Origin of the sequence: Pseudomonas sp. AN-B15, from assembly GCF_019056475.1 — a bacterium.
Taxonomy (GTDB): domain Bacteria; phylum Pseudomonadota; class Gammaproteobacteria; order Pseudomonadales; family Pseudomonadaceae; genus Aquipseudomonas; species Aquipseudomonas parakoreensis.
The window spans coordinates 495,314-515,336 of the sequence record NZ_CP049737.1 but is presented as its reverse complement, the minus strand read 5'-3'; the positions used below and the strand labels follow the sequence as shown (position 1 = coordinate 515,336).

The following is a 20,023-nucleotide window of genomic DNA, read 5'->3' as shown; positions in this document are numbered from 1 at the left end:
TCAGCCTAGATCCAACATTGACATCCGCATGATTGAAAATATGAGCAAACGTCTCCAACTAGGATTTATCGCCCTTCACTGGACCTCGCTCATGACCACCCAATTACTGATCCCCTGCCCCGCCTGCAATGGCCTCAACCGCATCCCCGCCGAACGCCTCGCCGACCAGCCAAAATGCGGGCGCTGCAAGTCCGAGGTGCTGCGGAGCAAGCCGTTCGAACTCAAGCAAGGCGATTACGCCAGCCAGATCAAGGGTGATCTGCCGTTGTTAGTGGATGTGTGGGCGGACTGGTGTGGGCCGTGCAAGTCGTTTGCGCCGGTATTCGAGCAGGCGGCGGCGCAGTTGGCAGGCAAGTGCCGGCTGGCCAAGCTCGACAGTGAAGCCAATCAGCAGTTGTCGGCGCAGCTGGGGATTCGTTCGATTCCGAGTTTGATTCTGTTCAAGAACGGCCGGGAAGTGGCGCGTCAGAGCGGGGCGTTTCCGTTGCCGCAGTTGCTGGCGTGGCTGCGTAGCCAGGGCATCTGACCCTCCACAGGACCCCATGTGGGAGCGAGCCTGCTCGCGAAGGCGCCCGTTCAGTCAACCGAGATGTTGAACGTGCTGGCCGCTTCGCGAGCAGGCTCGCTCCCACAGGAAAATCAGTGATCTTCGAGCAGATTGTGCAGTTCAACGAACTGCTGCGTCAGTTTGTGCCGTGGGTCGAGGTGGATCAGCGGGGTGCTGGCCTGGTGCGACTCGCGCATGCGCACCGAGCTGTTCAGATACACCGGCAGCACCGGCAAGCCCTCGGCAATCAACTCATCGAGAATCTGCTGCGGCAGACTGGCCCGGGCCTGGAACTGGTTGACCACGATGCCTTCGACTTCCAGGCCGTCGTTGTGGTCCTCCTTCAACTCTTCGATTTCCGCCAGCAGCCCGTACAGCGCCTGACGCGAGAAGCTGTCGCAATCGAACGGAATCAATACCCGATCGGCGGCGATCAGCGCCGACACCGCATAGAAGTTCAGCGCTGGCGGCGTATCGAGATAAATCCGGTCGTATTCGCCGTCCAGTTCATCGAGCAATTTGCGCAGCTTGTTGATTTTGTGCTTGGCCTCAAGCTTGGGCTGCAGATCGGCCAGTTCAGCGGTGGCGGTGATGATGTGCAGGTTGTCGAACGGGGTTTCGTAGATGTCGGCCTGGTTTTTCTTCGAAAACGGCCCCGATGACAGGGTCTGTTTGAAGAAGTCGGCAATGCCCATGGGAATGTCATCGCCAGTGAGCCCGGTCAGATACTGAGTGGAGTTGGCCTGGGCATCGAGGTCGACCAACAGCGTACGATAGCCCTCGCTGGCACTCACTGCCGCCAGATTGCAGGCAATGCTGGATTTGCCCACACCACCTTTCTGATTGAACACCACGCGCCGCATGACAAAACCTCCGTGTATCAAAGAATGACCGAGTGTAGTTGCCTGTGCGTGCGCTTCGCTACCTTCAACGACGCGGACTACAGAGTCAGGTGCAAAAATCAGCGGGCACAGAGGGCAAAAACCTGCCGTGTGCGCTGACAGGCCCGACAGACAAATCCGGCACGGTCCGGATAATGGCCAAGTGACAGCTTTTCTGCGGACCACTCGGTACATTTTGCTGCGCAAAACGTAACCAACATTTGCTACACACTCGTCGCACCGGGATAATGCGCGCCACCCGGCGCCAAGCGCCACATCAGGTCAGCCGCGGCTTTGGCGACTCAAAGCGTCATATAAAAGCCCGCAGGGGCGGGATGAACATCCGTGATCAACTTCAACATCGCCCAATGGCGCGCATGGGCCCCGGGGCTCGACAGCGTGGACGCGTGGCAGGCCTGGAGCCGACAACCGGTCGTACTCCCGGACAGCGATGCCGCGCCCGATGTGTCGTTTCTGCCCGCCATGCAGCGCCGGCGCCTCAGCCGTCTGGCGCGGATGGCGTTCAGTGTCGGCTGGCCGCTGGCCGACGGACGGGAAAACCTGCCGCTGGTGTTTGTTTCACGACACGGCGAAACCCCGCGCACCTTCGAGATTCTCAGTGACCTGGCCAAGGACGAGCCGTTGTCGCCGACGCAGTTCAGCCTGTCGGTGCACAACGCGATCATCGGTCTGTGGTCGATCATGCGCGGCGAAACCAGCGAAATGACGGCCCTTGCGGCCGCGGGCGATGGCCTGGAACATGGCATTCTCGAAGCGGCCGCCCTGCTCGATGAAGGCGCTCCGGCGGTGCTGCTGATCATCACCGAAGAACAGCCGCCCCAAGCCTATTCGCAGTGGATCGACGACGTGCCGTTCCCTTATGCGGTCGGTCTGCTGCTCACCCCCGGTACCGGCTGGCGGCTGACCCTGAACAGCGGCCAGGAAGCAGTGTCCAAAGCGCACTGGCCACACGCACTGAACCTGTTGCGAACCCTGCTCGGTCAGCAAACCCATTGCCAACATGCCTGGAAAAATCGTGTATGGACCTGGCAACGCAACCCGTGACCGAGAAAAACCGCGACGCCTACTACTGGCGCCTCCTGGCCACTGCCGCAAGTTTCGCGCTGTTCGGGCTGGGCGGGTTGTGCCTGCGCCTGCTGGTGTTTCCGCTGCTCGGTTGCCTGCCCGGCGATGCCTTGCAACATCGTCAGCGCGCACGGCAGACCGTCAGTCGGCTGTTCTGGTTTTTCGTCCGTTTCATGGCCCGCACCGGCGTACTGACCTATGACATTCAAGGGGCGGAACGTCTCGGTCGCCCGGGGCAAATGATCATCGCCAATCACCCGTCGCTGATCGACGTGGTGTTCTTGATCGGCCTGGTGCGCCAGGCCAATTGCGTGGTGAAGAAAAGCCTGTGGGAAAACCCGTTCACCCGTGGCCCGCTGCGCCGCACCGAATACATCAGCAATGACGGCAGCATGGACATGCTCGACGCCGCGGCCGAGTCCCTGCAAAACGGCCAGACCCTGATCATTTTCCCCGAAGGCACGCGCACACAGCCCGGTCAGGCGCCCGCCTTTCATCGGGGGGCGGCGGCGATTGCCCTGCGCGGTGCGAAAATCCTTACGCCAGTGGTCATCAAGGTCAATCCGACCACCTTGACCAAGGCCGAACCCTGGTATCGGATCCCCCACCGCCGCGTGCACTTCAGTTTTCGTGTCGGGGCCGATATAGACCCACAGACTTTCGCCACGCAAGGCCCGGCACCGCAGGCCTCGCGCAAGCTCAACGATTATTTGCACTCTTACTTCATTAAGGAGCTCGCCGAAGATGAGCGATCTGAATAACCCTGGCCTGGTGCGCGACATCAAACGGCTGATCATCGATGCCCTGGGCCTCGAAGACATCAGCGTCGACGATATCGGTGACGAACAGACGCTGTTCGGCGAAGGCCTGGGTCTGGATTCTGTCGACGCGCTGGAACTGGGTCTGGCGATCCAGAAAAAATACGGCATCAAGATCGACGCCGACGCCAAAGACACCCGTAACCACTTCACCAACGTGGCGAGCCTTGCGGCATTCGTCACGGCAAAACAGGCAGCTTGAGACCGGACCATGCAAACTCGTGACGACATTTTCAACACCCTGCGCGATGCCTTGGTCGAGCTGTTCGAACTGGATCCGGGGCGCATCAGCCTGGAGTCCAACCTGTATCAGGATCTGGAGATCGACAGCATCGACGCGGTCGATCTGATCGATCACATCAAACGCCAGACCGGCAAGAAAATCGCCGCCGAGGAATTCAAGTCGGTGCGCACCGTCGGCGACGTGGTCGAGGCGGTCTACCGTCTGGTTCAACCGGCCGCATGAGCCGATTGATCGGCCTCGGCCTGCTGCTGGCGGGGCTGCTGTACCCCTTTGCGGTGTATTTCGGCATGGAGCACTTCGCCCCGTGGCAGTTCGGGCTGCTGCTGGGTAGCCTGTGGCTGGCGCGGGCCCTGACTGGCGAGCGCAAGCCAGGCAGTCTGTGGATGGCCTGCGTGGCGCTCGTGTTCTGCCTGCTGCTGGCGCTGTTTGACAGTCCGCTGTTGCTGCGCTGGTACCCGGTGCTGATCAGCGGTTTCATGCTGGTGCTGTTCAGCCTGAGCCTGAAATGGGGCCCGCCGATGGTCGAGCGCCTGGCGCGGATCCGCGAGCCGCAACTGCCGCCCGAGGCGATCCGCTACACCCGTCAGGTCACCGTGGCCTGGAGCGTGTTTTTCTTCTGCAACGGTTTGTGCGCCGCGCTCCTGACCCTGTGGGCGCCGCTGCATTGGTGGATGTTGTACACCGGCCTGATCTCCTACGGATTGATCGGCCTGATGTTTGCCATTGAATGGCTGATACGACAACGGGTAAGAGGCCGTAAATGAACTGGATAAAACTTGAGCAACTGTTGCTCAAGGCCCTGCCGGGGCGAGCGATCACCGACACCCCGGCCCTCGACCATGCGCAACTGCGCGAGCAGGCGCTAAGCATTGCCGCCGGCCTGCAAGCACGCGGCGTGCAGCGCGTGGCGGTGCATCTGGAAGATGCCGCCGACCTCGCCATCGCCCTGCTCGGGGCCTGGCGCGCCAGCGTCAGCGTCCTGTTGCCCGCGGACCTGCAAGCGCAGACCCGCCAGCGCTGGTCGAGTGAAGTCGATCTGTGGCTGAGCGACCACTCCGATGATTCACACCTGAGCGATCTGTTGCAGCCTGCCCTGCCCGGCGTCGAACTGGATCTCGACCAGTGCCGCCTGAGCCTGTGCACCTCCGGCTCCAGCGGTGAGCCCAAGCGCATCGACAAGACCCTGCGCCAACTGGCCAACGAGGTCGAAGCCCTGGAACAGTTGTGGGGGGCGGATCTGGGTGAAGCCTGGATCATCGGCAGTGTCGCCACTCAGCACATCTACGGCTTGTTGTTCCGCGTGCTGTGGCCGCTGTGCGCCGGACGGCCGTTCGTGCGCAGGCAACTGGCGTTCCCGGAAGATCTGCAACGCGCCAGCCGCGAACATCCGGCCTTCGCCTGGGTCGGCAGCCCGGCGCTGCTCAAGCGCATGGGCGACAACCTCGACTGGCCGGCGCTGAGTGCCGTGCGCCGGGTGTTTTCCTCCGGCGGCGCATTACCCGCAGACGCGGCGCAAAGCCTGCAGCAACGCTTGCAACAGTGGCCGACCGAAATCCTCGGCAGCTCGGAAACCGGCGGTATCGCCTGGCGCCAAGGCGCCAGCCTGTGGCAGCCCTTCGCCGGGGTTGAACTGAGCCAGGACAGCGACGGCGCCCTGCTGATCGCTTCCCCCTATTTGCCGGCGGGGCATGTCGAACACACCGCCGACGCTGCGTGCATCGCTGCCGACGGGCGTTTCGAGCTGCTCGGGCGGCTGGACCGTATCGTCAAACTCGAAGAGAAGCGTATCTCCCTGCCAATGCTGGAACAGGCACTGGGCGCCCATGACTGGGTCGCCGAAGCACGGCTGGGCGTGGTTCAGGAAAACCGCGCAGTACTCGGCGCCCTGCTGGTGCTCAGCGACGCTGGCCTGTTTGCCTTGCGCGAACACGGCCGTCGCAGCCTGACCGAAGCCCTGCGCAAACACCTGAGCCAGCATTGCGAAGCGCTGGCCTTGCCCCGGCGCTGGCGTCTGGTGCGGCAACTGCCGCTGAACAGCCAAGGCAAACTGCCCCAGGCCGACATCGAAGCACGGTTGCTGGCGCCACGGCCGAAAGCGCCAGAAGTGCTGGAGCAAGTCGAAACCGACGGCGAGTGGAGCCTGCAATTGAGTGTGCCACCGGATCTGGCCTACTTCAGCGGTCACTTCCCCAAAGCCCCGGTGTTGCCAGGCGTGGTGCAGGTCGAATGGGCACTGAACCTCGGCCGACAACTGCTGAACCTGCCCGATAAATTTACCGGCATGGAAGTGCTGAAATTCCAGCAACTGGTGCGCCCGGGCGATGAAGTCCAACTGCACCTGCGCTTCGATCCCGAGCGCGGCAAGCTGTATTTCGCCTACCGCAATGACACCGCGACCTGCTCCAGCGGACGCATCCTGCTAGGAGCCGCCGATGCATAACCTGTGGCCAGGGAGCTTGCTCCCGCTCGGCTGCGCAGCGGCCCCAAACCCGGTTCACGCAAAACTGCGAGCGAGTGCTGCGCACTCGAGCGGGAGCAAGCTCCCTCGCCACAGTGGGGATGTGTTCAATGCATAACCCTTGCGCCGTGATTCCGGTCTACAACCATGAAACCGCGATCGGCACCGTGGTCGACGCGCTGCTCGCCCAGGACCTGTCGTGCATTCTGGTGGACGACGCCAGCACCCCGTCGTGCGCGCGCGTGCTGGATGCGCTGGCCGAGCGTGATCAGGTGCATCTGGTGCGCCTGACCCTCAATCAGGGCAAGGGCGGCGCGGTGATGACCGGCCTGCGCGAAGCGGCGCGTCTGGGCTTCACCCATGCCCTGCAAGTGGACGCCGATGGCCAGCACGACCTGCACGACGTCGCGCGTTTCATCGCGGAATCCCGCGCCCACCCGGACGCCATGATCTGCGGTTATCCACTGTTCGACGAGAGCGTGCCCAAAGGCCGCTTGTACGCGCGTTATCTGACTCATGTGATGGTCTGGATCAACACGCTGTCGCTGCAGATCCGCGATTCGATGTGTGGCTTTCGCGTCTATCCGCTGGCCCCGACGCTGGCGCTGATCGACTCGGCACGAGTCGGCAAGCGCATGGATTTCGACTCCGACATCCTCGTGCGCCTGGCGTGGCGCAACCAGCCGATGCGCTGGCTGCAGACCAGCGTGCATTACCCGCTGGATGGCGTCTCGCACTTCCGCCTGTTCCACGACAACGCGCTGATTTCCAGCATGCACACCCGGCTGTTCTTCGGCATGCTGCTGCGCCTGCCCGTCATCCTCTGGCGCCGGTGGCGCACATGAGCGTCGAAACCGACAAGAAGCACTGGGCCGACCGCGAAGAGCGCGGCAGCTTCCTGCTGATGAAATTCACCGCAGTCGCCGCCAAAGTGCTTGGCCGACGCCTGCTCAGTCCGCTGCTGTACGGCATCGTCCTGTACTTCTTCCTGTTCGGCCGTACCGCGCGCAACAGTGCCTGGCAGTACCAGCAACGGCTGGCTGACTGGAGCAACCGCGGCGAATTGCGCCCGAGCTACTGGCGCGTGTTCCGCCAGTTCATGGCGTTCGCCGATTCGCTGCTCGACAAGCTCGACGTGTGGAACGGCAAGCTGCGCATCGAGCAGATCGAAATCATCGACCCGGCACTGCTGCGCAATCAGCTGCGCGGCAGTCGCGGGCAACTGCTGGTCGGCGCGCATCTGGGCAACCTCGAAGTGTGCCGCGCCCTGGCCGAGATCGGCGAAAAGGTCACCATGAACGTGTTGGTGCACACCAAGCACGCCGAACAGTTCAACCGCTTGCTGGGCGAGGCCGGGGCGACCAATCTGCGCCTGATTCAGGTCAGCGAACTGGACCCGGTGATCATGCTGAAACTGCACGAACGCCTGGAGCGCGGTGAATGGCTGGCGATTGCCGGCGACCGCGTGCCGTTGCACGGCGGGCGCAGCGTCACCGTGGATTTTCTCGGCCACCCGGCAGCGTTTCCGCAAGGCCCTTGGTTGCTGGCCGGTTTGCTCAAATGCCCGGTCAACCTGCTGATGTGCCTGAAACAACCGGACGGCCACTATCGCCTGACCCTCGAACCGTTTGCCGACAGCGTGGTGTGGACGCGCCGCGAGCGCGAGCAGGTCATTCATCAGTGGGCCACCCGTTATGCGCAGCGCCTGAGTCACTATTGCCTCCAAGCCCCGCACCAATGGTTCAACTTTTACCCTTTCTGGAAGACCGATGACGACGCCAACCCATGAGCCGGTTACCTTCGGCGAACGCCCTTTGCGCATCGAAGACGTGCTGGCCCTGGCCAACCGTCGGGCGCCCGTGCAGTTGCAGAGCGACGCAGCCTACCGCGAGCGCATCGCCAAGGGCGCACGGTTCCTCGATTCGCTGCTGGACAAGGAAGGCGTGATCTACGGCGTGACCACCGGTTACGGCGATTCCTGCGTGGTCGCGGTGCCGCTGCATCACGTCGAAGCATTGCCGCGTCATCTCTACACTTTCCACGGTTGCGGGCTGGGCAAGCTGCTCGACGCCCAGGCCACCCGCGCCGTGCTGGCAGCGCGCTTGCAGTCGCTGTGCCACGGCGTGTCCGGGGTGCGCATCGAACTGTTGGAGCGCCTGCACGCCTTCCTTGAACACGACATCCTGCCGCTGATCCCCGAAGAAGGTTCGGTCGGCGCCAGCGGTGATCTGACGCCGCTGTCCTACGTCGCCGCGACCCTGTCCGGCGAGCGTGAAGTGTGGTTCCGTGGCGAGCGTCGCCAGGCTGCCGACGTGCATCGCGAACTCGGCTGGACGCCGCTGGTGCTGCGCCCGAAAGAAGCGCTGGCGTTGATGAACGGCACCGCAGTGATGACCGGTCTGGCCTGCCTCGCCTTCGCCCGCGCTGACTATCTGCTGCAACTGGCCACGCGCATCACCGCGCTCAACGTGGTCGCGTTGCAAGGCAATCCGGAACATTTCGACGAGCGTCTGTTCGCCGCCAAGCCACATCCGGGGCAGATGCAAGTCGCCGCGTGGCTGCGCAAGGATCTGGCGATCGACGCGCCGACCGCGCCGCTGCATCGCCTGCAGGATCGCTACTCGCTGCGCTGCGCCCCACACGTGCTCGGGGTGCTGGCCGACAGTCTGAACTGGCTGCGTTCGTTCATCGAAACCGAGCTCAACAGCGCCAACGACAACCCGATCATCGACGCCGAAGCCGAACGCGTGCTGCACGGCGGGCACTTCTACGGCGGGCACATCGCATTCGCCATGGACAGCCTGAAAAATCTGGTGGCTAACGTTGCCGATCTGCTCGACCGACAACTCGCGTTGCTGGTGGACGAGCGCTACAACCATGGATTGCCGAGCAACCTGTCCGGTGCTCCGGCGGATCGCGCCATGATCAATCACGGCTTCAAGGCCGTGCAGATCGGCACCAGTGCCTGGACTGCCGAAGCGCTGAAAAACACGATGCCGGCCAGCGTGTTCTCGCGCTCCACCGAGTGCCACAACCAGGACAAGGTGAGCATGGGCACCATCGCCGCCCGTGACGCGATCCGCGTGCTGGAGCTGACCGAACAGGTCGCCGCCGCCACGTTGCTCGCGGCCAATCAAGGCGTGTGGTTGCGCGGTCGTGATGAAGACGCGCGTGCGCTGCCACCTTCGCTGGCCGCCATGCACGAAGAGCTGGCCAAGGACTTCCCGCCGGTCATCGAAGACCGTGCACTCGAAGGCGAATTGCGCCTGTGCCTGCAACGTATCGCCGAGCAACACTGGAGGCTGCATGCGTAGCGCCGGAGTGCTGCACGCCGACACGGAAATCCTCGTGCCGTTCTTTGACGTCGACACTATGCACGTGGTCTGGCACGGGCATTACGTCAAATACCTGGAGGTGGCGCGCTGCGCGCTGCTCGACCAGATCGGCCACAACTACACGCAGATGTCCGAGTCCGGTTACGCGTGGCCGATCATCGACCTGCAACTGCGTTATGTGCGCGGCGCGGTGTTCGGCCAGCGCCTGAACGTGCGCGCCAGTCTGGTGGAGTGGGAGAACCGCTTGAAGATCAATTATCTGATTACCGACCTGCAGACCGGCGAGCGCCTGACCCGTGCCAGCTCGGTGCAGGTGGCGGTCGAGATCAGCAGCCGCGAGATGCAACTGGCCTCCCCCAAAGTGTTCACCGACGCGGTGCAAAGGATGCTGCGATGAACCTGTTCTGCAAAGGCCTTGGCGCGCTGGCGCTGCTCGCCGTGTCGACGCTGGCCAACGCCTTCGACCTGCAACAGCTCAGCGACCAACTGGCGAAACCGGAAGTGATTCACGGCCAGTTCATTCAGGAAAAGCACCTGCGCGCGCTGCCTCAGCCGTTGCTCAGCAAGGGCAGCTTCGTGCTGGCGAAAAACCACGGTCTGCTCTGGCTGCTCAAGACCCCGCTGCAACAGGATTACCGCATCACCGCCAACGGCATCGCCCGTCGTGACGGCAACGCTTGGCAGTTGCTGCCGAACAAGAGCGCCGGTGCCGAACAGAACCGTTTGTTCCTCGCCGTGCTGCAAGGTGACAGCAGCGGCTTGCAGCGGGATTTCGAACTGGCCCTGAGCGGCGACGCACAGCAGTGGAAGCTCACCCTGACCCCGCGTTCGCTGCTGCTCAAGCAAGTGTTCAATCAGATCAATATCAACGGTGGCGAGCTGGTACAGACCATCGAACTGCTGGAAACCCAGGGCGACAGCACCGTGCTGCGCATGCAGGACAGCACTGCAAACCAGCCGTTGAGCGAAGCGGAGCAACATGACTTTGCCGAGTGAGCGCAGGCTGCCGTGGCTGTTTCTGATCCTGCTGCTGGCGGTTGTCGCGCTGGCCGGGTGGCAGTGGCGCGACGGTGCGCCACTGTCGGCCAACCTCATGGAGCTGGTGCCCGGGACCAACCCTGACGCCCTCGAACTGCGCGCCGAACAGCGCATGCAGGAACCGCTCAATCGGGAAATGCTGGTACTGGTCGGGCACACCGATCGCCAGCAAGCGCTGGCCATGGCGCAAACCCTCGGCGAGCAATGGCAATCCAGCGGTCTGTTCGAAAAGGTCCAGTGGAACCTGCAGGCGGATCTGCCGGCGCTGCGCACGCAACTGCTGCAAGGGCGGCTGGCGATGCTCTCGGCGGATGATCGGCAACTGCTGACCGAGCATCCCGATGCGTTCATTCAACAACGGGTGCAGGCGCTGTTCGACCCGTTCAACGGTTTCACGTTGGTACCGAGCCAGGACGACTGGCTGGGCCTGACCGGGCGCATCCAGAACAGCCAGCCGAAACACGGAGCGGTGCAACTGGACATCGGCAGCGGCGCACTGGTCGCCGATGCCGACGGCAAGAGCTGGGTGCTGCTGCGCGCGCGTACCACCGGCAATGCCTTCGACATGAACCTGCCGCTGAAAGTCGCCGATCTGCTGCAGCACAGTCGCGAGCAAGCAGCGAAATCCGATGTACAACTGTTGGCCGCCAGTGGTCTGCTGTACGCCGCCAACGGTCAGCAGCAAGCCACCCGCGAAATGACCTGGGTCGGCGGCGGCGCCACCCTCGGTATTCTGCTGTTGCTGCTGTTGGCGTTCCGCCGCTGGCGGGTGCTGCTGGCGTTCGTGCCGGTGCTGGTGGGCATGCTGTTCGGCGCGGTGGCCTGCGTCGCGGTGTTCGGCCACATGCATGTGATGACGCTGGTGCTCGGCTCCAGCCTGATCGGCGTGGCGGTGGATTACCCGCTGCACTATCTGTCGAAAAGCTGGAGCCTCAAGCCGTGGCGCAGTTGGCCGGCGCTGCGCCTGACCCTGTCCGGGCTGACGCTGAGCCTGATCACCAGCGCCATCGGTTATCTGGCACTGGCCTGGACGCCCTTCCCGGCGCTGACGCAAATCGCGGTGTTCTCCGCTGCCGGCCTGCTCGGTGCTTACCTGTCGGCGGTGTGCCTGCTGCCGGCCCTGCTGAAAAACGTTGAGCTGCAACCGGCGCAATGGCCGCTGCGCCTGGCCGAGCGCTTGGTGCAACTGCGCGAAAACCTGCTCGAATACGTGCGCACCCCGGTGCTGCTGGCGCTGCTGATCGCCTTCTGCGCTGGCGGTCTGGTGCAGCTGCAAAGCAAAAACGACATTCGCCAATGGGTCGGTGCGCCGCAACACCTGACCGATGATGCCCAGACCATCGCGCGCATCACCGGTTATCAGCCGACCAGCCAGTTCTTCCTCGTGCGCGGCGCCAATCAGCAGGAATTGCTGGAGCGTCAGGCCGCGTTGAGCGAGCGTCTGCAGCAACTGGTCAACCTCGACAAGCTGCAAGGCTATCTGGCCCTCGACCAACTGCTCAGTCCGCCGAGCCAGCAACAGCAAGTGCGCGAAGCGCTGAGCAAACTGCCTCAATACTGGCAGCCGTTGCTCGACCTTGGCGTACCGCTCGCGGCGTTGCAAACCGAGTTGCAGCAGTTGCAGAACCTGCCTGCCGAAGACATCGACGCAGCACTGGCCGGGCCGTTGGGCGAGCCTTACCGCACGCTGTGGCTCGGCCCGACCGAAGACGGCGTGGCGGCGATGACCAGCCTGCAGGGCCTGAACAATCCGTCACTGCTGCGGGTGCAGGCGCTGGACTTGCCGGGGGTGATGCTGGTCGATCGGCTCGGTGAATTGAACAATGTATTCGCCGCGACCCAGATCAGCGCCGCCGAACTGAAACTCGCCTCCTGCGTGTTGATCGTGCTGGTGCTGATCGTGCCGTTCGGCTTCGGCGGCGCGTTGCGCATCGTCGCCCTGCCGCTGCTGGCGGCGCTGTGCAGCCTGGCCAGCCTCGGCTGGCTCGGTCAGCCACTGACCCTGTTCAGCCTGTTCGGCCTGCTGCTGGTGACGGCGATCAGTGTCGATTACGCGATCCTCATGCGTGAACAGGTTGGCGGTGCGGCAGTGAGTCTGCTGGGCACCCTGTTGGCGGCGCTGACGACCTGGCTGTCGTTCGGTCTGCTGGCCGTTTCCAGTACGCCGGCGGTGAGCAATTTTGGCCTGGCAGTGAGCCTCGGTCTGGCCTTCAGCTTCATTCTGGCGCCGTGGGCCGGACGCCACGTCCACAGCACCAGCGTCGCGGAGCCGGCAGCGTGACGGTCGCCGGCTTCTGGTTGATGGCCCTGGCGCTGTTCGCCGTGGCGACCCGTGTCGGTCGGCATTTCGGCCTGATCCCGATCGTCAGCCAGTTGCTGCTGGCCAGCTTCGGTTTGCCGCTGCTGATGTATTTCTGGATCGAACCGGACTGGCAGCTCAGCGGCGCCGAACTGATTGCGCCGGGGTGGCTGAAAGACCTCTACAGCCTGAGTTTCGCGCTGCTGCTTGGGCACATTCTCAGTGATGTGATCGACCTGCGGCTGGATCGCCAGAGCGTGAAAATCGCCGTGCCGAGTTTTGTTGTACCGTTCGCCTGCGGCCTGGCCGCCGCCTGCTGGCTGCTGCCGGCGCAACCGTGGCTGAACTCGCTGGCGATCAGTCTGGTGTTCGCGATCACCGCGATCCCGGTGCTGTACCTGTACCTGCGCCACATCGACTATCCGCCCGCCGCCACCCGGCGCCTGGTGCAGACCGCAATTCTCATCGACCTGACCTGCTGGACGCTGTTCGGCCTTGCTCAAGGCAGTCTGCATCTGAGCAGCTTGTTGCTGCCACTCGGTTTGGCCTGCGTTCCGGTGCTGCTGCATCTGCTGCGCGTGCGTCGTCCGCTGACCTACAGCCTCGGCTTCTTTGCGCTGCTGGTGTTGGCCGAGCACTACAAACTCAACGCGCTGATTTTCGGCATCGGTTATCTGCTGTGCATGGCCTTGCTGAAGGTGCCATTGGTGCTGCCATTGCCGGCGCGGTGGATGAACCGCTTGCAGACGTGGATCGCGATCCCGCTGATCCTGACCTTCGGCATCGTGCAGATCGACGTGCACAGCGCCCTGGCCAGCCTCGGCGCGGTGCAATGGGCGGCGCTGCTGCTGTTGCCGATTGCCAGTAAACTGCTCGGCAACTGGCTCGGGCTGGGCTGGGCCGGTGCATCGTTCGAAGGCGCCAGCCGCTGGCGCGAAAGCGTGTTGCTGAATATTCGCGGGCTGAGCGAAATCGTCTTTCTCAACCTGTTGCTGCAACAACAGCTCATCAGCCCGGCGCTGTACTTCGCGCTGATGCTGATGGGCCTGATCGCGACGCTGTTGCCGGCCCTGATCGGCCTGCACCGCGCGCCTATGAAAACCAGCGCCACTGCGCCCGGGAGCTCACGTGCCAATCGTTGAAATGGAATCCCGTCAGGTCGTGATCATTGGCGCGGGCCCGTCCGGGGCCATCGCCGCCGCGTTGCTCAAGCGCCAGGGCCACGATGTGCTGGTGATCGAGCGCCAGCATTTCCCAAGGTTTTCCATTGGTGAAAGCCTGCTCAGCCATTGCCTGGATTTCGTCGAAGAGGCCGGCATGCTCGACGCTGTCAACGCCGCCGGCTTCCAGCGCAAGACCGGTGCCGCCTTCGCTTGGGGCGAGCGCTACAGCGCCTTCGATTTCAGCGACACCTTCACCGCGGGCAAGCCGACCACGTTCCAGGTGCAGCGCGCCGATTTCGACAAGCTGCTGGCTGATCAGGCTGAATTGCAGGGTGCCGAATTCCGTTACGGCGATGCCATCGTCCGCGTCGATTTCGACCGGGCCAGACCGCAGCTTGACGTGCTGCGCGAAGACGGCAGCGAGTACCGCATCGAAGCGGACTTTGTGCTCGACGCCAGCGGTTACGGGCGCGTGCTGTCGCGTTTGCTTGATCTGGAAGCGCCGTCGAATTTCCCGGTGCGCCAGGCAGTATTCACCCACGTTGAAGATCACATCGATAACCCGGCCTTCGACCGCGAGAAGATCCTCGTCACTACTCATCCCGAGTACCGCGACATCTGGTTCTGGACGATCCCGTTCAGCAACGGGCGCTGCTCGGTGGGCGTGGTGGCTGCTGCCGAACACTTCAAGGGGCGCGACAGCGATCTGGATGCCTGCCTGCGCGGTTTCATCGGCGAAACGCCGAGCCTCGCCGCTGTATTGAACAACGCGGTGTGGGACACCCCGGCGCGCACCCTCGGCGGTTATGCGGCCAATGTGAAAACCCTGCACGGCCCGGGCTTCGCCCTGCTCGGCAACGCGGCGGAATTTCTCGACCCGGTGTTCTCCTCCGGCGTGACCATCGCCATGCGTTCGGCGAGCATGGCCGCCGCTGTCCTGCACCGGCAGTTGCAGGGGGAAATCGTCGATTGGCAGCGCGAGTTCGCCGAGCCGCTCAAACGTGGGGTCGACACCTTCCGCTGCTATGTCGAGGGCTGGTACGCCGGTACCTTCCAGGACGTGATTTTTTATCAAGACAGCCAGGCAGACATCCGCCGGATGATCTGCTCGATCCTCGCCGGTTACGCCTGGGATGAACGCAACCCGTTCGTCAGCGAAGCGCGTCGCCGGTTGAAGATGATTTCCGAACTCTGTGCAAAGGACGCCCCATGAATTACTTGAGCGACAGCTACGTCGAGGAAACCCGCTTCGGTTTCTGGTTCCTGCGCAGCCACACCTGGCAGCACCATGTGTTGCGCGTGGCGATCAACGACTTGCGCGGGTTGTTCAGCGAGTCGCTGCCAGCCAATCCGGTGCTGCTGGACGCTGGTTGCGGTCAGGGCAAATCGTTCCGCCATCTGCGCCAGACCTTCGCCCCACAGCGTCTGATCGGCGTCGACGCCGACCCGCACAGCCTGCAATTGAGCGCCGAAGAAGCGGCGCGGCAGGGCTTCGACGTCGAGCTGATCGGCAGCGACTGCGCGACGCTCAACGCGGCCGATGCCAGTGTCGACCTGCTGTTCTGCCACCAGACCTTTCATCACCTGGTCGAACAGGAAAAAGCCCTCGCCGAGTTCTACCGCGTGCTCAAACCGGGTGGTTATCTGCTGTTCGCCGAGTCCACCGAGGCATACATTGATACTTGGGTGATCCGCTGGCTGTTCCGCCATCCGATGCAGGTGCAAAAGAGCGCGGCGCAGTACCTGGAAATGATTCGCCAGCAGGGTTTCGAGTTTGGCGAGCGCAATGTTTCGTACCCGTATTTGTGGTGGAGCCGGTCGAAGGATTTCGGACTGCTGGAACGGTTCGGATTGCGCCGGCCCAAGCCGTTTGGCGAGCGTGAGGAAACGTTGGTGAACGTTGTCGCCCGCAAACCATTGCAGGAATCCATCTGATGTACCACTTTCGATCAGCACAGCTAAACCCCTGTGGGAGCTGGCTTGCCAGCGATAGCGGTGTATCAGTTAACCAAAATGCTGGATGTGCCGCCGCCATCGCTGGCAAGCCAGCTCCCACAAGGTTTGCGGTATGGCTGATTTTGGTGGCATTTGCTTTGCTGAGTGCCTGCGCCAGCCAGGCCCCGCTGCCCGCGAGCGACCCGACGCTGCCGTTACCGCTGCAACTGCACATCGAACGCCAACAGGCCGATCAGCGTCAGGACTGGCTGTTGGTGATCCAGCGCGAAGGCCCCGACATCCGCTGGTCGATGATGGATCCGCTGGGCATTCCCCAGGCCCGTCAGCAACTGATCGACGGGCGCTGGCAGGCCGACGGGCTGCTGCCGCCCAATCCCGAAGCCCGGGAGTTGTTTGCCGCGCTGCTGTTTGCCCTGACCCCGTCCGGCGAACTGGCACGCACTTACCCCACTGCGCAGCAGCAGGGCGAGCAACGCACGCTGGCGGCGCGCTGGACGATCCGTTATGCACAACCGTTGAGTTTCCAATTGAATCTGCCCCAAGGCCCGCACTATCGGGTTTCTCCTCTCGGTGAACCGACGCCATGACTGCCTACCTCAATGCCCTCGGCGTGATCTGCGCGCTGGGCCGCGACAAGCAACACGTCGCGCAGAACCTGTTTGCCGGTGACTGCTCGGGCATGCGCCGCGAGTCCGGCTGGGTTGCCGAGCGTGAATTGCCCGTGGCGGCGGTGCATGGTGAGCTGGCGGCCATTCCGGCCGAACTGGCCGACCAGCGCAGCCGCAACAATCAACTGCTGCTGGAAGCCGCACTGCAGATTCGCGAGGACATCGACCGGGCCATCCAGACGTATGGTCGCGAGCGCATCGGCGTGGTGCTCGGCACCAGCACCTCGGGGATCGACGAGGCCAGCCGCGGGCTGGCGCACTACCTTCGCGAGCAGCAGTTCCCTGGCGAGTACGACTATCGGCAACAGGAACTCGGCGCGCCGGCGAATTTTCTCGCCGATTGGCTGCAACTCAGCGGCCCGGCCTACGTGATTTCCACCGCCTGCACGTCCAGTGCGCGGGCGTTGATGAGCGCACAGCGCCTGCTTGATCTGGGCCTGTGCGACGCGGTGCTGTGCGGCGGGGTCGACAGCCTGTGCAAACTGACGCTCAACGGTTTCAGCGCGCTGGAAGCGGTGTCCGACCAGCGCTGCAATCCGTTCTCGGCCAACCGCAACGGCATCAACATCGGTGAAGCGGCAGTGCTGTTCCTGATGAGCCAGCAGCGCAGCGACGGCCCGGCCATTGCCCTGCTCGGCAGCGGCGCCAGCTCCGACGCGCACCATATTTCCGCGCCGGAACCGAGCGGTCGCGGCGCCCTGCAAGCGATGCAGAAAGCCTTGAGCCGCGCACAGTTGCAAGCGGCGCACATCAGCTACCTGAACCTGCACGGCACTGCGACCCAGCACAACGATGCGATGGAAAGTCTGGCAGTCGCCACACTGTTTCCCGACGGCGTGGCCTGCTCGTCGACCAAGCCGATGACCGGTCACACCCTCGGCGCGGCCGGTGCGCTGGAAGCAGCGTTCTGCTGGCTGAGCCTGAGCGCCGACAACCCGCAACAAGCCTTGCCGCCCCACGTCTGGGACGCCCAGCCCGACCCTGACTTGCCGGCGCTGAAGTGGGTGACCGCGAGCGAACGCCTGTCGTCCATTGCACCCCGCTACCTGATGAGCAACTCGTTTGCCTTCGGCGGCAACAACGTCAGCCTGATTATCGGAGACGCTCCATGAATGACTGGCCGCTCGCCGAACTGCTGCCCCACGCTGGCGACATGATCCTGATCGACCGCATCCTCAGCTTCGACGAAGAGCAGATCCACACCGGCCTCACCGTCAAGCCCGACGGCTTGTTCAACCTGCCAGACGGCAGCCTGCCGGCGTGGGTCGGCATCGAGTTGATGGCGCAAAGCGTAGCCGCCTTCGCCGGTTGCCACGCACGGCAGAAGGGCAACCCGGTCGCGCTGGGTTTCCTTCTCGGGACACGTAAATTCGAGTGCAACGTCGAAGCGTTTCCGGCCGGCAGCGAACTGACCATCCACGGCATCCGTTCGCTGGAAGACGACAACGGCATGGGTGTTTTCGAATGCCATATCAACGCCCCCGGCATTGAGGCCAGCGCACGTTTGAACGTGTTCCGCCCGCCGCAGCCCAGCCAATATCTTGAACAAACCAGGGAGTCGAACGATGACTGAATCCGTATTGGTCACCGGCTCCAGCCGTGGTATCGGCCGCGCCATTGCCTTGCGTCTGGCGCAGGCCGGGCACGACATCGTCCTGCATTGCCGCAGCGGCGTTGCCGAAGCGCAAGCGGTGCAGGCCGAGATCGAAGCGCTGGGCCGTCACGCACGCATCCTGCAATTCGACGTCGCCGACCGCGAAGCCTGCAAAACCATCCTTGAAGCTGACGTCGAAACCCACGGCGCTTATTACGGCGTGGTGCTTAACGCCGGCCTGACCCGCGATGGCGCTTTTCCGGCGTTGAGCGATGACGATTGGGACGTGGTGCTGCGCACCAACCTCGACGGTTTCTACAACGTCCTGCACCCGGTGATGATGCCGATGATCCGTCGTCGCGCCGCTGGTCGGATCGTCTGCATCACCTCGGTGTCGGGTTTGATCGGCAACCGTGGCCAGGTCAACTACAGCGCCTCCAAGGCCGGAGTGATCGGCGCCGCGAAGGCGTTGGCGATCGAACTGGGCAAGCGCAAAATCACCGTTAACTGCGTCGCACCGGGCCTGATCGACACAGCGATGCTGGATGAAAACGTGCCGGTGGAAGAACTGATGAAAATGATCCCCGCACAACGCATGGGCACCCCGCAAGAGGTCGCCGCTGCGGTGAATTTCCTGATGTCGGCGGAAGCCTCGTACATCACCCGTCAGGTCCTGGCGGTCAACGGAGGCCTGTGCTGATGAAGCGCGTCGTCGTCACCGGCATGGCCGGCATCACTTCGCTTGGCAGCGACTGGCAGACCATCGCCGGCAACTTCGCGGCCAACCGCAGCGGCATTCGCCGCATGCACGAGTGGGACAGGTTCAGCGAACTCAACACCCGTCTGGCCGGGCCGATCGATGATTTTCTCGTCCCGGCGCACTGGACCCGCAAGCAACTGCGCAGCATGGGCCGGGTCTCGCGGCTGGCCGTAGGCGCGGCAGAACAGGCACTGGCCGACGCCGGCCTGCTCGGCGATGAATCGATCAAGGACGGGCGCATGGGCGTGGCCTGCGGTTCGTCCACCGGCAGCACCGACGAGATCAAGGCCTTCGGCAACATGCTGCTCAATTCGGTGGCCGAAGGCCTCAACGCCAACTCCTACGTGCGGATGATGCCGCACACCACCGCGGCCAACATCAGCATCTTCTTCGGCCTCACCGGGCGCCTGATCCCGACGTCCAGCGCCTGCACCAGCGGCAGTCAGGGCATTGGCTACGCGTATGAAGCGATCAAGTTCGGACGGCTGCCGCTGATGCTCGCCGGCGGCGCCGAAGAGCTGTGCCCGACCGAAGCGATGGTCTTCGACGCGCTCTACGCCACCAGCCTGAAAAACGATGCGCCACAGACCAGCCCGCGTCCGTACGACAAGGGCCGCGACGGTCTGGTGATCGGCGAAGGCGGCGGCATGCTGGTGCTCGAAGAGCTGGAGCATGCGCTCGCTCGGGGTGCGCGGATCCACGCCGAGATCGTCGGCTTCGGCAGCAACGCCGACGGCCAGCACACCACGCGCCCGGAACAGGTCACCATGCGCCGCGCCATGGAGCTGGCGCTGGAAGACGCCGGGCTGACGCCGGACGCCATCGGTTACGTTAATGGTCACGGCACCGCTACAGAACAGGGCGACATTGCCGAAACACTGGCGACCAGCAGCCTGTTCGGCGAACACATGCCGATCAGCTCGCAGAAGAGTTTCCTCGGCCACACGCTGGGGGCCTGCGGCGCGCTGGAGTCGTGGTTCAGCATCGAAATGCTCAATCGCGACCTGTATGTGCACACGCTCAACCTCGACGAAGTCGATCCGCACTGCGGCAAGCTCGATTACCTGCGCGGCGAATTCCGCCAGATGCGTCACAACTACGTGATGAACAACAATTTCGCTTTTGGTGGCGTCAACACCTCGTTGATTTTCCGCCGCTGGCACTGACCGCAACACG

At 63.4% G+C, this 20,023-nt stretch carries 22 protein-coding genes; 21 read left to right on the top strand and 1 reads right to left on the bottom strand.

Annotated elements, in window-relative coordinates:
- The first annotated feature begins 91 nt into the window (after positions 1–91).
- Entirely contained in the window at positions 92–526 is a 435-nt protein-coding gene (gene trxC, locus GTQ41_RS02320) for a thioredoxin TrxC (protein WP_047290918.1), read from the top strand.
- Positions 527–639: 113 nt separating this feature from the next.
- Here the strand turns inward: trxC and GTQ41_RS02315 are convergent, their stop codons facing one another.
- Positions 640–1,410: a ParA family protein gene (locus GTQ41_RS02315; RefSeq protein ID WP_041074859.1), complete on the bottom strand. Its 771-nt coding sequence runs from the start codon at positions 1,408–1,410 to the stop codon at positions 640–642.
- 363 nt (positions 1,411–1,773) lie between these two features.
- Here GTQ41_RS02315 and GTQ41_RS02310 point away from each other — a divergent pair, with 363 nt between their 5' ends.
- From GTQ41_RS02310 to GTQ41_RS02215, 20 genes are all read left to right on the top strand, one after another.
- Positions 1,774–2,493, top strand: a complete 720-nt coding sequence (locus GTQ41_RS02310) for a beta-ketoacyl synthase chain length factor (protein WP_047290917.1) — start codon at positions 1,774–1,776, stop codon at positions 2,491–2,493.
- Positions 2,469–3,275 (top strand): 1-acyl-sn-glycerol-3-phosphate acyltransferase, encoded by an 807-nt coding sequence (locus GTQ41_RS02305; protein ID WP_047290916.1) that lies wholly within the window; start codon positions 2,469–2,471, stop codon positions 3,273–3,275. The genes GTQ41_RS02310 and GTQ41_RS02305 overlap by 25 nt, the downstream gene beginning before the upstream one ends.
- Positions 3,259–3,534: a phosphopantetheine-binding protein gene (locus GTQ41_RS02300; RefSeq protein WP_041074865.1), complete on the top strand. Its 276-nt coding sequence runs from the start codon at positions 3,259–3,261 to the stop codon at positions 3,532–3,534. Before GTQ41_RS02305 ends, GTQ41_RS02300 begins: the two co-directional genes overlap by 17 nt.
- 9 nt (positions 3,535–3,543) lie before the next feature.
- A complete protein-coding gene (locus tag GTQ41_RS02295) occupies positions 3,544–3,798 on the top strand; it encodes an acyl carrier protein (RefSeq protein ID WP_041074867.1) in 255 nt (84 codons plus the stop codon).
- A complete protein-coding gene (locus tag GTQ41_RS02290) occupies positions 3,795–4,340 on the top strand; it encodes a membrane protein (RefSeq protein ID WP_047290915.1) in 546 nt (181 codons plus the stop codon). Before GTQ41_RS02295 ends, GTQ41_RS02290 begins: the two co-directional genes overlap by 4 nt.
- Positions 4,337–6,016: an acyl-CoA synthetase family protein gene (locus GTQ41_RS02285; protein ID WP_047290914.1), complete on the top strand. Its 1,680-nt coding sequence runs from the start codon at positions 4,337–4,339 to the stop codon at positions 6,014–6,016. Before GTQ41_RS02290 ends, GTQ41_RS02285 begins: the two co-directional genes overlap by 4 nt.
- Before the next feature lie 128 nt (positions 6,017–6,144).
- Complete coding sequence (locus tag GTQ41_RS02280; RefSeq protein WP_047290913.1) at positions 6,145–6,879, top strand: glycosyltransferase family 2 protein; 735 nt, start codon at positions 6,145–6,147, stop codon at positions 6,877–6,879.
- Entirely contained in the window at positions 6,876–7,823 is a 948-nt protein-coding gene (locus tag GTQ41_RS02275) for a glycosyl transferase (protein ID WP_047290912.1), read from the top strand. Before GTQ41_RS02280 ends, GTQ41_RS02275 begins: the two co-directional genes overlap by 4 nt.
- The gene (gene hutH / locus GTQ41_RS02270; protein WP_047290911.1) at positions 7,804–9,348 is read left to right on the top strand and encodes a histidine ammonia-lyase; all 1,545 of its coding nucleotides are present in this window, start codon (positions 7,804–7,806) and stop codon (positions 9,346–9,348) included. Before GTQ41_RS02275 ends, hutH begins: the two co-directional genes overlap by 20 nt.
- Positions 9,341–9,766, top strand: coding sequence for a thioesterase family protein (locus GTQ41_RS02265; RefSeq protein ID WP_047290910.1), 426 nt, complete (start codon positions 9,341–9,343; stop codon positions 9,764–9,766). The genes hutH and GTQ41_RS02265 overlap by 8 nt, the downstream gene beginning before the upstream one ends.
- A complete protein-coding gene (locus GTQ41_RS02260; RefSeq protein ID WP_047290909.1) occupies positions 9,763–10,365 on the top strand; it encodes an outer membrane lipoprotein carrier protein LolA in 603 nt (200 codons plus the stop codon). Before GTQ41_RS02265 ends, GTQ41_RS02260 begins: the two co-directional genes overlap by 4 nt.
- Positions 10,349–12,688, top strand: a complete 2,340-nt coding sequence (locus GTQ41_RS02255; protein ID WP_047290908.1) for an MMPL family transporter — start codon at positions 10,349–10,351, stop codon at positions 12,686–12,688. The genes GTQ41_RS02260 and GTQ41_RS02255 overlap by 17 nt, the downstream gene beginning before the upstream one ends.
- Entirely contained in the window at positions 12,685–13,848 is a 1,164-nt protein-coding gene (locus tag GTQ41_RS02250; RefSeq protein ID WP_047290907.1) for a hypothetical protein, read from the top strand. The genes GTQ41_RS02255 and GTQ41_RS02250 overlap by 4 nt, the downstream gene beginning before the upstream one ends.
- Complete coding sequence (locus GTQ41_RS02245) at positions 13,835–15,082, top strand: NAD(P)/FAD-dependent oxidoreductase (RefSeq protein ID WP_047290906.1); 1,248 nt, start codon at positions 13,835–13,837, stop codon at positions 15,080–15,082. The genes GTQ41_RS02250 and GTQ41_RS02245 overlap by 14 nt, the downstream gene beginning before the upstream one ends.
- A complete protein-coding gene (locus GTQ41_RS02240; protein WP_047290905.1) occupies positions 15,079–15,804 on the top strand; it encodes a class I SAM-dependent methyltransferase in 726 nt (241 codons plus the stop codon). Before GTQ41_RS02245 ends, GTQ41_RS02240 begins: the two co-directional genes overlap by 4 nt.
- The gene (locus GTQ41_RS02235; protein WP_196302411.1) at positions 15,804–16,412 is read left to right on the top strand and encodes a hypothetical protein; all 609 of its coding nucleotides are present in this window, start codon (positions 15,804–15,806) and stop codon (positions 16,410–16,412) included. The genes GTQ41_RS02240 and GTQ41_RS02235 overlap by 1 nt, the downstream gene beginning before the upstream one ends.
- Positions 16,409–17,605, top strand: a complete 1,197-nt coding sequence (locus tag GTQ41_RS02230) for a beta-ketoacyl-[acyl-carrier-protein] synthase family protein (RefSeq protein WP_047290904.1) — start codon at positions 16,409–16,411, stop codon at positions 17,603–17,605. Before GTQ41_RS02235 ends, GTQ41_RS02230 begins: the two co-directional genes overlap by 4 nt.
- A complete protein-coding gene (locus GTQ41_RS02225; RefSeq protein ID WP_047290903.1) occupies positions 17,602–18,066 on the top strand; it encodes a hotdog family protein in 465 nt (154 codons plus the stop codon). Before GTQ41_RS02230 ends, GTQ41_RS02225 begins: the two co-directional genes overlap by 4 nt.
- Complete coding sequence (gene fabG, locus GTQ41_RS02220) at positions 18,059–18,787, top strand: 3-oxoacyl-ACP reductase FabG (RefSeq protein ID WP_047290902.1); 729 nt, start codon at positions 18,059–18,061, stop codon at positions 18,785–18,787. Before GTQ41_RS02225 ends, fabG begins: the two co-directional genes overlap by 8 nt.
- Positions 18,787–20,013: a beta-ketoacyl-ACP synthase gene (locus GTQ41_RS02215; RefSeq protein WP_047290901.1), complete on the top strand. Its 1,227-nt coding sequence runs from the start codon at positions 18,787–18,789 to the stop codon at positions 20,011–20,013. The genes fabG and GTQ41_RS02215 overlap by 1 nt, the downstream gene beginning before the upstream one ends.
- Positions 20,014–20,023: the final 10 nt, after the last annotated feature.

Bases quoted from the DNA above. Each gene is read 5' to 3' on its own strand.
- GTQ41_RS02295 (WP_041074867.1), top strand. From the start codon at position 3,544: ATGCAAACTCGTGACGACATTTTCAACACCCTGCGCGATGCCTTGGTC.
- fabG (WP_047290902.1), top strand. From the start codon at position 18,059: ATGACTGAATCCGTATTGGTCACCGGCTCCAGCCGTGGTATCGGCCGC.
- GTQ41_RS02260 (WP_047290909.1), top strand. From the start codon at position 9,763: ATGAACCTGTTCTGCAAAGGCCTTGGCGCGCTGGCGCTGCTCGCCGTG.
- GTQ41_RS02240 (WP_047290905.1), top strand. From the start codon at position 15,079: ATGAATTACTTGAGCGACAGCTACGTCGAGGAAACCCGCTTCGGTTTC.
- GTQ41_RS02235 (WP_196302411.1), top strand. From the start codon at position 15,804: ATGTACCACTTTCGATCAGCACAGCTAAACCCCTGTGGGAGCTGGCTT.
- GTQ41_RS02285 (WP_047290914.1), top strand. From the start codon at position 4,337: ATGAACTGGATAAAACTTGAGCAACTGTTGCTCAAGGCCCTGCCGGGG.
- GTQ41_RS02315 (WP_041074859.1), bottom strand. From the start codon at position 1,410: ATGCGGCGCGTGGTGTTCAATCAGAAAGGTGGTGTGGGCAAATCCAGC.
- GTQ41_RS02280 (WP_047290913.1), top strand. From the start codon at position 6,145: ATGCATAACCCTTGCGCCGTGATTCCGGTCTACAACCATGAAACCGCG.
- GTQ41_RS02215 (WP_047290901.1), top strand. From the start codon at position 18,787: ATGAAGCGCGTCGTCGTCACCGGCATGGCCGGCATCACTTCGCTTGGC.
- GTQ41_RS02290 (WP_047290915.1), top strand. From the start codon at position 3,795: ATGAGCCGATTGATCGGCCTCGGCCTGCTGCTGGCGGGGCTGCTGTAC.
- GTQ41_RS02275 (WP_047290912.1), top strand. From the start codon at position 6,876: ATGAGCGTCGAAACCGACAAGAAGCACTGGGCCGACCGCGAAGAGCGC.
- GTQ41_RS02305 (WP_047290916.1), top strand. From the start codon at position 2,469: ATGGACCTGGCAACGCAACCCGTGACCGAGAAAAACCGCGACGCCTAC.
- GTQ41_RS02265 (WP_047290910.1), top strand. From the start codon at position 9,341: ATGCGTAGCGCCGGAGTGCTGCACGCCGACACGGAAATCCTCGTGCCG.
- hutH (WP_047290911.1), top strand. From the start codon at position 7,804: ATGACGACGCCAACCCATGAGCCGGTTACCTTCGGCGAACGCCCTTTG.
- GTQ41_RS02225 (WP_047290903.1), top strand. From the start codon at position 17,602: ATGAATGACTGGCCGCTCGCCGAACTGCTGCCCCACGCTGGCGACATG.
- trxC (WP_047290918.1), top strand. From the start codon at position 92: ATGACCACCCAATTACTGATCCCCTGCCCCGCCTGCAATGGCCTCAAC.
- GTQ41_RS02255 (WP_047290908.1), top strand. From the start codon at position 10,349: ATGACTTTGCCGAGTGAGCGCAGGCTGCCGTGGCTGTTTCTGATCCTG.
- GTQ41_RS02300 (WP_041074865.1), top strand. From the start codon at position 3,259: ATGAGCGATCTGAATAACCCTGGCCTGGTGCGCGACATCAAACGGCTG.
- GTQ41_RS02230 (WP_047290904.1), top strand. From the start codon at position 16,409: ATGACTGCCTACCTCAATGCCCTCGGCGTGATCTGCGCGCTGGGCCGC.